Raw genomic sequence first — 12,861 nt, forward strand, 5'->3', positions numbered from 1 at the left:
CTTCAGGAGCGATCGACCATGACGCAGCCCCAGACCCGCAGAACCTTCCTCGCCGGCCTCACCGCCGCCTCCGCCATCCTCGCCTTCAGCCCCTCTGCCCGCGCCTGGTTATCCCAGCCCGACGCCGCCTCCGACGCCGTCTGCCTCCCATCCCTCGACGGACAGCTCCTTTTCGCTCCCGACGACCTCGCCGCTGCGGCGGACGATTTTGGCCACATCGTCCACCAGACCCCCGTTGCCGTCCTCCTCCCTGGCTCGATCGACGACATCCGCGCGATCCTCCGCTTCGCCAACGCCCACCGGATCCCGGTCGGCGGGATGAGCATGATCGGCAATACCCATAGCGTCTACGGCCAATCCCAGGTCGAGGCTGGCATCGTGATCAACATGGCCTCCCTCGCCACCATTCACGAGATCGACGAAGATAGCGCTCTCGTCGATGCCGGCGTCCGCTGGATCGACCTCCTCGCCGCCACGACACCGCTCGGCAAAAGCCCTCCTGCCCTCACCGATCACATCGACCTCAGCATCGGCGGCACCCTCTCCGTGGGCGGCATCGGCGGCCAGGCTTTCCGCCACGGCATGCTCGTGGACAACGTCCTCGAGCTCGAGATCATCACGGGGAAGGGGAAACTCATTGCCTGCTCTCCCACCCACCACGCCGATCTCTTTCAGGCTGCCCTCGGGGGGATTGGCCAGTTCGGCATCATCGTCCGCGCCCGCGTCCGCCTCATCGACGTCCCCGGCATGGCCCGCCGCTATACCGCCTTGTACCCCGCCCTCGTCGACCTGATGGCCGACCAGGAAAAACTCATCGACGACGGGCGCTTCGACTACCTCGAAGGTTTCGCTCAACCCGCCGAAGGTGGTGGATGGGTGTATCAGATCGAGGCCGTCAAATACTACGCTGCGGGAGAGCCCCCGGACGACGCCGCGCTCACCGGCGACCTCACCTTCGCACCTTCCACCCTCACGGTGGAAGACCTCACCCATTTCGATTTCACCAACCGCATTGCCCCCCTCGTCGCGCTCCTGAAGTCCGTCGGCGCCTGGCAGCTTCCCCACCCGTGGATCGACATGTTCGTCCCCGGCTCCGAGGCGGCCTCCTTCATTCAATCCGTCCTCGACCAGACGACCCCCGACGACATGGGTGGCGGACCCATCCTCATCTACCCGTTCAAACGCGCCGCCGTCACCGCTCCCTTCGTCGCCCTCCCCGACGAGCCCACGGTGTATCTCTTCTCTCTCCTCCGTTTCGCGCCCCCTCCCGTCGTCGCCACTCTCCTCGCCAAGAACCGCGCCATCTACGAAACCCTCCGCGATCTCGGCGGCAAACGGTATGCGGCGAGCGGCATTCCCTTCACGTCCGCCGATTGGCATGATCACTTCGGCGCCCTGTGGCCGGCCTTCGCCCACTTGAAACACCGCTTCGACCCCCGCCGCATCCTCACGCCCGGCCCTGCCATTTTCGACTGAGCTCCTGGAGGCACCTTTGGCGCACCGACACAGGGCCCGCCGCTGGGCGTCGATCTTGATGATCGCCGTGCTCGCGCTCCTGCTTGGAACGGCTGGCCGCGCCGAGGCGGCCATGATGAAACACTACGACCTCGCGTCGCTCGCGCTCGAAAGCGATCACATCGTCCTCGCGACGCGCACCGGCGAGCGACGGATCGGGCCCTACCAGGCGGTCGTCGACCACGTCGTGAAGAAGGCGTATCGCGGTACGCTCGCGCCAAACGACGCGGTGGCCGTCGAATATGGGGTCTATGAGCTCGACCCGTCCATCGGGCGGCTCCCCGGGGCTCCCTCGGCCGACGTCATCCTCTTCCTCAAGCGGTTCGACGAAAAGGTCGAGCGGGCTCCCGGCATGCCGGAGCACTACCTCGTGCAATCCGGGCTGCGCGTGTTCGTCGACGGCCGCGCGTATCGGTTCGAGCAAGGGTGGAACCCGGGACCGTTCGTCCCGGTCCCGCAGGGCCACGATCCATACGACGCCGCCGGTGATCCACGCGGAGGAAGCGCTCCCCTGACCCTCGCCGAGCTCGAGCCGGCGATCGAACGCGCGATCGCGCGTGCCGACCGCGTGCGCGCCCTGCTTCGCGCCCCTTCTCAGAACGTGGAGGCGCTCGCCGCCGAGGTCGGGCCCGACGACACACGGGATGTCGATGGACTCGCCGTGGTGCCGTTCCCCCGCTGGGAGAACCTCGTCGCGGTGCGATCGCTCCAAGCCATCGCGACGACGAACGATGCAGAATCCTTCTGTGACGCGCTCGGACGCGCCCAGGGCGTCGACTTCTTGATCATGCGCCAGAAAGTCGACAAGGCGCGGATCCTCGATGTCGCCACGAACCGCGCCGCCTCGCCGCGCGCCCGTGTCGCTGCAATCCAGCTCTTGCACCACGCTTGGGGGCCGCGATCCTTCTTGGAGTCGATGCCCCGCCGCATTGCGAGCCTCCTCGACGACCCCGACGCCCGCGTCCGCGCCGCGGCCGCCGGCGCCGTCGATACGCGTGAGCCGAACGCGAAGATCTCCGGCGCCGCGATCGTCGCGCGGTGGCCACTCGAGGAGGACGATGCCGTTCGGTATGCCATGGTCAGGAGCGCGATTGCTCTCGGGATCGTCGGACAACTCGATACGACGCGCGCCCCGAGCCCCGTGATGAGCGGCTCGCTTCGCGGGCGGGCGCTCCACCTCCGCTGGGTCTCGTACGACGGAAGTCCTTGGCGGGTCGACCACGGCGAGATCACGCTGAAGAGCTCGGCCGGCGAGAGGCGGGTGCCGATGGACATGGGAGGCGGGTGGGGCTACGTGGGGGACGGCTCATTGGGTGTCCTGCTCGCCTTCGATCCGCCCCTCGATCCCGGCGTGTACAAGGTCGAATTGATGGCGCGGATGACGAGCGCGCAGGACCAAAAGGACCGGCGCATTGCGCTCGGCGAGCTGCTCGTCACCAATCCGAAGCCCCGCCCCGCTCCGGCAAATCAGCCCGCGACCGGCGGCGCGGAGCCCGTCGAGCCGCCACGCGTCCAGAAGCGCTCGGCGTGCGCGTGCGATTTCGCGAGCACCGACGACGATAGGAACACGGTCGGCCTCGCGGTGATCGCAGTCGCCATTGCCGCTGTACGCCGCCGGCCTGTTGGAGCTCGCGGGCGGGCTACCTGCCGAGCTACGAGATTGCGGCCAGAGACCGCCCATCGCACATGTACGACCGCATGTACCACCTGCCGAATCCACCGGAGATCTTCGAAGGCCGAACGGACGAGCGCGCGTGGCTCTGCGGGCGGCTCGCGCAAAGCCCCCTCTCCATCCTCTGGGGCCCGCTCGGCCTCGGCAAGACCGGGCTCGCTTTGCGCGTCGTCGCGGACCTTCGAATCCCACGCGCCGCCTATCACTCGGCGCTCGACACGCCCGAGGATACGACCTTCCTGATCAGCTTCGGGCGATGCCTCGCCGGGCTCGCCGGAGAGACGGTCGAATGGCTGGCGCAGGGGCGCTCGCGCGCCGATCTCATCATGCTGAACATCGAGCTCGCCGAGCGAGCGGGCGCCGTGGTCCTCGTCGACGACCTCCACGCGGTCGATCACGACCTCACGGAGCGGCTGCTCCTGTCGATCAGCCGTTATGCGCGCAAGAGCCGTTTCGTCGTGATGACACGCACGCGCCCCCGCCACGAGGAGCTCGCGGACAAGGCGCTCCGCATCGAGCCGCTCCCCGAAGAAGATCTCGCGCGGCTCGTGCGTCGCTGCGCGCCCTTGCGCGGTGCCCCCGAGGCGGCGGCGCTCGCGCGCGAGGCCATGGGCTCCCCCTTCCGCGCCCGCCGCCTGGTCCTCTCGCAGGGCGCCGATCCGGGCGGGTCGCTGCTCGTCGATCTCGGCGACGAGGCGAAACGCGCCGTGCAAGCGTTGCGGGTTCTCCGCTTTGCCGCCGCGTTGCCCGCGCATGTGGCGCGCGAGCTCGACGAGCGCGGGCTGATCCGGCTCACGGCGAGCGGGGTTCGTCTCGACGATCGCCTGCGCTCCCTTTTGGACGCCGAGCCTCTCGACGCGGCCGAGGCGCGGCGTACCGCGCTTTCGCTGGTCCTCCATACCGAGGGCCCTGCCTCTGCGTTCGAGGCCGTGCGACTCGCGATCGAGGAAGGCGACGCGGCGCTCTGCGCGTCGCTGCTCGACGAGCGCCTGTTCATGCTCTGCGCGGCCGGGTATGCCGAAGGGCTTTTCGAACTGCTCGGTCGCCTCGAAAGCCCGGCCCTGCTCGGGCATCGGCTCGGCTGCGCCGATTGGATCCACGGGGGGGCGTCGCTCGCATGGGCCGCGGCTCTGCCCGAGCCCGCCGATCCCCGCGTGCGCCTGCTCTGGTGCAGGTTGCTCGTGCATGGAGGAGCCGTGGCGCGGGCGCGCGACACGGCCCGTGCGCTCGCGGAGCACGGGCCTGTCGACCTCCAGACGGACGCGGCGTTGCTCCTCGCCGACATCCTCCGCCACACGGCGGAGGTCGACGCGTCGGTCGCTTTGCTCGAGCGGCTCGAGGTGCGCAGCACGTCCCAGCGGATCGATCGCGACCTGCGGCTCGCGACGGCGCTCATGTTGCGCGGGGATTTCGCTCGCGCGACGGACATGCTCGCGTCCATGCCGGAAAAACTCGAGGGCCTCCGGGTCGAAGAGCGCCGCCGGCTGCGCGCCACGCTCGCCTCGGCGCTCCTCGCGTCTTCGCGCTTCCGCGAGCTCGAGCGCGTGCTCGGCGCTGGCGAGCCGCCCGCCGACTGCCGCCCGACCGAGCTCTTCGCGCACCTCGCGCTGGCGGTCGAGCGCGGACGCTTTGACCTCGGGCGGCGGCTCCTCGATCGTGTCGAGCCCTTCGTCGACGAATCCGTCTACCTGCGCTTCGTTCACCGTTACAATACGCTCCGGTTGCGCCTCTTCGCGGGACCCGGGGAAGGCCTGGAGGAGCTCGCGCGCGAGCTCGCCTTCGACGCCCCGCAGTTCAAGTTGCCGGAGCTCGTCGTCTGGTCCTTCTGCGCCAAGGCGGCCATCGACGTCACGTGCGCGCCGCCTGTCACGCTCGCGGATCTGCCGGCCGGCATGGCTGTCCCGGAAGGAACGGCGCGGGTGCTGCTCGAAGCGTGGCAGGTGATCGTCGCGGCGCGTCGCGGCGCGGCGACGGCCTCCTTTACGACGCCGCCGGACCTGCCGACCGACGTGGGGCTCGTCGCGCGACGCGCGGAGGCGGAGGCTGCGATCGCCCGGGATGAGCTCGATCACGCCGATGGCATTCTCGAGGGCGCGCTGGATCTCGCCCGGCGCGAGGGCTTTGCCATCGAAGAGGCGAACCTGCTCGCGCTCCTGCTCGACGTGCGCCTCCTCCGCGCGGCCCGGGGCACGAGCGCGCGCACGCTCGTCGAGCTCATCGCGCGTTCTCTTGCGCAGGCAGCGGAGCGACTCGGCTCGGCGCGCCTCGCCGCGGAGGCGCGCCTCGCGACCTGGCTCGTCTCGGACCGGAGGGACCCGGCCGTCCTCCTTTCGATGGCGGAAGACCCGGCGTCGCCCGTCGTGCGCCGGCGGGCGCGAGGGCTGCTCGGGCGCGAGGACACGCAGGACGCCCTGGACCGAAGAATCGTGGCGCGCTCGGCCCATGCGGCGGCACGAAGCGAGGATTCGGTGGTGGTGGTGCTCGACCTCGAGCAGCGCGCCCTTTTGCTGCCTTCCGGCAAGCGGGTGGACCTCTCGTCGGCGGACTTGCACGTGCGCATCCTGGAGGTGCTCGTGCGCGGCGGCGGGCGCGCGACGAAGGAGGACCTGGTGCTCGGCGCGTGGGGCCTGCCGAGTTACCATCCGCATCGCGACGACAAGCGGCTGCAGGTCGCCGTCCACCGGATGCGGCAGGTGCTGGAAGAGAAGCCGAAAGAGCCGGCGCTGCTCCTCCGCGACGGAGACGGCTACCGACTCGGCGTGCCCGTGCGCCTCGGCCGCCTCGGCGCGAGCGCGATGTAACCGCTCGTAACCAGAGGCGCGCCCGTCCCAGGCGCATAGTGCTCTCCGTCAACGCGGGCGCGCTCCCTTGCAGCGCCGAAGACGATAACGGAGGCAACATGTCTCGCTGGATTGGTCTGTGTATGCTCTTTTGCCTGGCTCCCATCGCTTGCGTGGCCTCGCCGGCCGCGGAGGGCGAGATGGAAGACGCACTCGACGAGGCGATTTCGACGAGCGCGTCGGCCCTCACCACGGGGACCGAGGAGCTGTTCGAGAGCGACATCAAGGTCGGCGCGCTCACTGCGACGCAGATTCGCACCAAGTTCGCCTCGAAGCCTGCCACGTTCGGCAACTTCATGCTGGGCATGCGGGAGCGAGCGTGCGGCGCCGGCGGCTGCGGAGTTTGGCAGGGCGCCACGGTTCCGGTGTACGAGCAGACCGATGCGCTGGGCAGCGAATACGATTTCAGCATCGGCATGTACGTGAACGGCTGGACGCAGCTCAAATACGGGACCGGGACCAATGCCAATAACCCGGTCGTTCACGGAACGGCCTACGTCACCCCGGCCGGGTACAGCGGGCAATGCTGGATGCCCTTCAACGGGATGTTCAAGACGGCGTCCGGCAAGACGACGGCGCCCGTCTCCTTGTACTATCATTGCGCGGCGAACGGCCAGACGGCGCAGTATCGGATCCTGCCGAAGCTCACGAACACGGCCATGAACGCCCAGCGCTTCATCGCCCGCAGCGACATCAGCGAGACGACGCCGCACCCGGACGGAAGTTACTGGGAGCGGCAATACGTGATTTATGCGCGGCTCGACCCGGCGGAGACGACGACGCTGGTCGCCTCCGACGACGGCTCCCTCCTGGCGAGCTGGTGAAGCGAAGGGCGCGGCGGCGCCGCGGGGAGGGGGCGTCGCCCGTTGACGCGCGCTCCCTGAACGCTGTACCTATCTCGGTACCGACCAAGGAGCCCTGCCATGTCCCCCCGGCCCCCGCTTCCTCCGTTCACCCGCGAGACCGCCATCCGCAAGGCCCGCCTGGCCGAGGACGCCTGGAACTCCCGCGATCCCCAGCGTGTGGCGCTCGCCTACACCGAGGACAGCGTCTGGCGAAACCGCGCGGAGTTTTTCCAGGGACGCGCGGCGATCATCGAGTTCTTGACGCGCAAGTGGGCCAAGGAGCTCGATTACAAGCTGATCAAGGAACTCTGGGCGTTCGACGGCAACCGCATCGCGGTGCGCTTCCAGTACGAATGGCACGACGCCGACGGCCAGTGGTTCCGCTCCTATGGCAACGAACAATGGGAGTTCGACGACGACGGCCTGATGCGCCGCCGAGAGGCCAGCATCAATGACGTGCACATCGCCGCGAGCGAGCGCAAATTCCTGTGGGAATCGGATGGCCCGAGGCCCGCCGATTGGCCCGGGCTGACCGAGCTCGGCCTCTGAGGGTTTTACCGTTCAAACCGGACCACGGGGCGGCCGACCTCACGGCACGTTTCCCTTCAAGAGCACGCGTGACGCCTCGTCGAGCTCGATGGCGTCGCGGGGGATCTCACCCGTCAGGCTCTCCATCCACCGCATGATCAAGCGCGCGTCCCTGTCGGACAGCTCCTGCCCGAGCTGATGTCTCCCCATCATCTTCACGGCCTCCTCCAGGGAGGAGACCGAGCCATCATGGAAGTACGGCCCCGTCCGGGCGACGTTGCGCAGGCTGGGTACCCGGAAAACCATCCAGTCGACGTCTCGCCGCGTGATTTCGTAGCGGCCCCGATCCTTCGTGTCCGGCCAGGGCTTCACGAGCCCAGCCTTCTGGTACATCGTCGCGCCCACGTTGGGTCCGAAATGGCAGGTGATGCAGCCAATCTCGACGAACCGGTTGAAGCCCGCCTTCTCCTCGTCGCTCAGCGCGGCCTTGTCTCCCTCGAGGAATCGATCCCAGCGGCTCCGCGTGTACAGCGTGGCCTGGAACGCCGCGAGCGCGCGCGCGACATTGTCGAACGTCACGGGCTGCGTCGGACCGGGGAACGCCTGCGCGAACGCCTGCGTATAACCTTTGGAGGAGCGGAGCGTCGCCTCGACGCGCTCGGGCGTGGCCGCCATGGCCCGCGGGGATCGCAGCACCTCCTTGGCCTGATCCACGAGGTTGTCCTGCCGACCGTCCCAGAGCAGGGCGAAATAGCCGTCGACGTTGTAGACGCTCAGCGTGTTCCGGGGGGGCTCTCGATTGTCGCTCCCTCGCGATAGCTTTCTGCGGTCGACGCCCCAGGCCTCGAGGGGGTGGCACGAGGCGCACGAGATATCCTGGTTCTTGGACAGGCGCGGATCGTGAAAAAGGACCCGACCCAGCCGAATCTGCGCCGCGGACGTCGGATCGGGCGGTATCGTCGACTCGACCGGCAGAGGCGCGAAGCTCGTCAGCCGCTCCGGTATGATCTCGGCCGACACGACGTCCATGCGCCGCGTCATGCGCGAGAGCCCAAATGCGAGCCCAGCGGCCACGGCCATTCCGAGGGCGAGGGCCAGGCCCCAGGAGAAGCTTCTCGGACGCTCCGGCGGGGCGAGCGCACGGCTGGGTGTCTGGGCGTTCAATTCGTGTAGGGGGGTCGTCGTGGGGCCGAACCGGCCGCTTCCTGGACGCGGGCGCGGAGGCGCGTCCGACGACACCCAGGGCTTCGGGGTCTCCTCCCGGTGGAGGGACGCCACGCGCTCCGAAGGAGGTGGCTCGGCGACGAGACTGCTCTGGGGGCGGCTGGGACCCTCGTTCGCCTGATAGCGGCGGATGCGATCGAGGGACGCGCGCGCCGCGGAGGAGCCGAATGGCTCGAGCGCCTGGGCGAGCTCGGCGACCGTCTGCGGGCGGTCTCCGGGGTCTTTCTCCAGGCAGTGCAGGACCACGCGATCGATGCCCGCCGGCACGACGACCCCCCAGGCATCCATGGGGACCGGCGGATGCTCGAGGATCTTGAGCAGGCATTGTGGTGTGGTGCAGGCCTCGAAGGGGCGTTGCCCCGTGAGGAACTCATAAAGGATCACGCCGAGGGCCCAGATGTCGGCGCGCGTGTCAGCCCACTTCAGGCCTCGCAAGAGCTCGGGCGCGAGGTACGGGACCGATCCGACGATCGCATTCGAGTCGGTCAAGCTGCTCTCTGTCGGGCCTTCGGGCGTGAGCCACTTCGACAAACCAAAATCGAGCACCTTGACGATTTCCACCCCGTCGGCTCCCGTGGCCAGGAACAGATTGGCCGGCTTCAAATCGCGGTGGATGATTCCGCGCGCGTGCGCTTCGGCGATCCCCTCGCACGCCTCCAGCAAGCGGTCGACGGCCGCGATGCTCGAGAAGGGCCCGCGCAGGTGGAGCACCTCCTGGAGGTCGAGCCCCCGCAGCCGCTCCATCGCCAGATACGGCACGCCCGTCTGTAGCAGGCCGGCGTCGAGGATACGCACCACGTGCTGGTTCTGCAGCGACGCGGTCGCTCGGGCTTCGCGCAGAAAGCGCTCCTCAGCCTCGACAGTGCCCCCGTGGCGGGGGAGCAATAACTTCAGCGCGACCGGCTGCCTGAGCGCCAGGTGCTCGGCAGCGAGCACGACGCCCATTCCGCCCTGCCCGAGCGTACCCTCGATCCGGTACTTGCCGGCCACGATGTCACCCGGTCGCGGGACGTCGACATGCGGGATGTCCATGATCTTTGGGTCCGTCGGACGACGCGAACGAGGCGCCCCGGCTGGGGTGGGTATAGCACGGCCTCCCCCAAACCTGGGTGGGGCGCCTGTGACCGGCAAGGCGCCGCGACGGGCGCTTCGTCGCACGCTCGGTCCTTCGTCGAGTTCGCTCGCTTCGCGCCGAGGACGTCATGGCTCGGGGGCGCACCCTGCCGGGCAAGCTCGTCGCCCGACGATGGATGTAGCCCAGCCAATGGTGCGTCTCAATCTTCCTCCAGATACCCGTCTTTCGCACATCACGGCCCCCACACGATAGGTCCATGGTCACCCGAGCAACCCGTTGCTCGGATGGGAGCCCTGTTCGAGCAACGGGTTGCTCGAACCCCCATGGCATTGCTGCCGATGCTCATGCGCCGGGGTAGGGGACGACGAAGCCGGTGCTCCCGCGAAAAAGCCCCCGCGCGGATAAAAAGGCGCGCCCTGGAGGACCTTTCGTTCGCCCTGCCAGACCGTATCCCCGCCGCTGGCACGACCCCTGCTCAATGCTCAGTCCGACGCCACGCCGCAGAGCGAACGTGGATCCGACGGTCGGATCACCGGAGCGCGCGGCGAAGAGCAGCGTTGTATCCTAGGAACTCCAGATGAAGAAGATTGGGATTGTGGGTGTACTTGGTTTTGCTTCTGCCACGGTTCTCGCAGCTGCATGCCAGGGCCCGGGGGACACGGGCGCGGAGCTCGAAGGGCAATCCGGTCTCGACGGGCAATCCGGTCTCGTCGGGCGATCCGGTCTCGATATCCAGAAGCACCTCGACGCGCTCCCCTCGGTCCGCGTCGTCGACGTGGACAAAGCCGGCGTGCCGACGTCTCTCCAGGGCAACCTCGGGGCTGCCGAGGTCCGGGAGGACGACGGAAAAATCGACGTGCGCTCGGCCCTCGCTGTCATGGCCCCTGCGTTCCGCGCAAACTCCGCGGATCTCGTCCAGAAGACGGTCCACCACGATTCGTTCGGCAACCAGCATCTGCGTTTCCAGCAGATGAAGCATGGCCTGCCCGTCATCGGTGGCGAGCTGGTCGTCCACGTGAAAAAGGGCATTCTCACGTCGGCCAACGGCCAGGCCCGCGACGACCTGCCGGCGCCGCGCGAGCCGCGGATCGACGCGAGCACGGCGATCTCCGTGGCCAACGGCGCCGTACCGTCGCTCCCCGAGGCCTTGGCCGCCGGCGAGGCGAAGCTTGCTTATGTGCGGACGCCCGAAGCCCTCTCGCTGGTCTATCAGGTCGAGGTGACGGGTATGCGCGCAGACGGCACGCCCATTCGCGACACTGTGCTCGTGGACGCCGAGAGCGGCAAGGTGGTCCGCCGCATCCCGCATATCCACTCGGCGAAGAACCGGGAGATCCACGATCTCGCGCACGGCATGGAGCTGCCCGGAGCGCTCGCTCGCAGCGAGGGGGAAGAACCGGTCGAGGATAGCACCGTCAATACCAACTACGAGCACATCGGCGTCACGTACGATTGTTATGCGACCCTCTTCGGCCGCGACTCCCTGGACGGCTTGGGGGCCACGCTGGTGAGCTCCGTCCACTTCGGCGAAAACTTCGTCAACGCCTTCTGGACCGGCACCCAGATGGTGTACGGCGACGGCGACGGCGTGACGGCCTCGAACCTCGCCGAATCGATGGACATCACCGCCCACGAGCTCACCCACGCCGTCACCCAGAGCACGTCGAACCTGGAATACGTCGGCGAGTCGGGGGGGCTGAACGAGGCCATGAGCGACATCTTCGGGAGCGTGTGCGAGTGGTTCCGGGCGGGCCGCGTCGCCGATGAGAATACCTGGAAGATTGGCGAGGACGTGTGGACGCCCGCGACCGAGGGCGATGCGCTCCGTTACTTGGCCGATCCGGCGCTCGACGGGATATCGCTCGATTACTTCCCGGATTACGAGGATGGCATCGACGTCCATTTCAGCTCGGGCATCGCGAACCTCGCCTTTTATCTCCTCGCCCAGGGCGGCACGCATCCGCGAGGCAAGACCTCGGTCGAGGTGCGGGGCATCGGCGTCGAGAAGGCGGCGCGCGTCTTCTACCTGGCCAACATGGCGATCATGACGTCGACCACCACGTTCGACCAGGCCAAGGCTGCGACGGAGCAGGCGGCGCGGATCCTCGGGCTCCCGGACGCGGAGCTCGAATCGGTCTCGAACGCCTGGGAGGCCGTGGGCGTGGGCGTCCCGATACCGCTACCGAATGCAACTGCGCTCGAGAATGGGGTGCCCGTCGCGAACCTCAGCGGCGACCCGAACGGCAAGCAGTATTTCACGCTGGAGGTGCCCGAGGGGGCGACGAGCCTCACGTTCACCATCGAGGGCGGAGAAGGCGACGCCGACCTTTACGTTCTCTTCGGCGAGCCGCCGCGGGGCTCGAAGTGGGAGTGCCGGCCGTTCGGCGGGGATAGCAACGAGACTTGCACCATCACCGACATCAAGCCCGGCACGTACTGGGTGATGGTCCGCGGCTTCAGCGCTTACTCGGGCGTGACGTTGACCGGCACGTACGGCGACGGCGCCGCCCTCGTCATCAACGAGATCGATTACGACAACGCGGGGGCGGACCAGGCGGAGTTCGTGGAGATCTGGAATGGTAGCGCGTCGCCCGTGAACCTCGCTGGCCATTCGCTGGTCTTCGTGGAAGGGCAATACGGTGAGGTCTACGCGACCGTCGACCTCGGCCAGGCCGGAACGCTCGGGGCGGGGCAATTCCTGGTGGTGGGTAGCCCATCGGTTTTGGTCCCGGAGGGCGCGCTGAAGATCAACTTCCAGGGCTCCGAAAACCAGATCCAGAACGGTGGGCCGGACGGCGTGGCGCTCATCAAGGACGGCGCCATGCTCGACGCGCTCTCGTACGAGGGCCGGATCACGGCCGCGAATATCCCGAATGTCGGCCAGGTGAGTCTCGTCGAGGGCAACCCCTTCACCACCGCGGACAGCGGCCGGACCGAGCGCTCGCTTTGCCGCATCCCGAGCGGCGCGGACACCGATGACGCCGCCGCCGACTGGGCCGCCACCTCCACCGTGACGCCCGGCGCCGCGAACGTGCCCTGAACCCTCCAAATGGCGGGGGCCCCGTCGGGCCCCCTGCTGCCCTCGTCGTCCTCGACCGGCTGCGTTTCCCCCTCCCGCATCTCGACCTCCGCGGGCAATCCTCGAATAAAACGAAACCATGG

6 protein-coding genes are annotated in these 12,861 nt (G+C 68.2%); 5 read left to right on the top strand and 1 reads right to left on the bottom strand.

Annotated features, from left to right (window positions below):
• Positions 1–18 precede the first annotated feature (18 nt).
• The 4 genes from KEG38_RS38270 to KEG38_RS38285 all read left to right on the top strand — a co-directional run bounded on the left by KEG38_RS38270 (position 19) and on the right by KEG38_RS38285 (position 7,421).
• Positions 19–1,476, top strand: coding sequence for an FAD-binding protein (locus KEG38_RS38270; protein WP_272425381.1), 1,458 nt, complete (start codon positions 19–21; stop codon positions 1,474–1,476).
• A gap of 1,725 nt (positions 1,477–3,201) precedes the next feature.
• Complete coding sequence (locus KEG38_RS38275) at positions 3,202–5,988, top strand: winged helix-turn-helix domain-containing protein (protein ID WP_272425382.1); 2,787 nt, start codon at positions 3,202–3,204, stop codon at positions 5,986–5,988.
• A 98-nt stretch (positions 5,989–6,086) separates the two neighbouring features.
• Entirely contained in the window at positions 6,087–6,851 is a 765-nt protein-coding gene (locus tag KEG38_RS38280) for a hypothetical protein (RefSeq protein WP_272425383.1), read from the top strand.
• Between the two features lie 99 nt (positions 6,852–6,950).
• Positions 6,951–7,421: a nuclear transport factor 2 family protein gene (locus KEG38_RS38285; protein WP_272425384.1), complete on the top strand. Its 471-nt coding sequence runs from the start codon at positions 6,951–6,953 to the stop codon at positions 7,419–7,421.
• A gap of 39 nt (positions 7,422–7,460) precedes the next feature.
• Here the strand turns inward: KEG38_RS38285 and KEG38_RS38290 are convergent, their stop codons facing one another.
• Positions 7,461–9,656: a cytochrome c peroxidase gene (locus tag KEG38_RS38290; RefSeq protein ID WP_272425385.1), complete on the bottom strand. Its 2,196-nt coding sequence runs from the start codon at positions 9,654–9,656 to the stop codon at positions 7,461–7,463.
• A 620-nt stretch (positions 9,657–10,276) separates the two neighbouring features.
• Here KEG38_RS38290 and KEG38_RS38295 point away from each other — a divergent pair.
• On the top strand, positions 10,277–12,739 hold the full coding sequence (locus tag KEG38_RS38295; RefSeq protein WP_272425386.1) for a M4 family metallopeptidase: 2,463 nt from the start codon (positions 10,277–10,279) through the stop codon (positions 12,737–12,739).
• Positions 12,740–12,861 lie beyond the last annotated feature (122 nt).

It is taken from the genome of Polyangium jinanense (assembly GCF_028435265.1).
GTDB classification, from domain to species: domain Bacteria; phylum Myxococcota_A; class Polyangia; order Polyangiales; family Polyangiaceae; genus Polyangium; species Polyangium jinanense.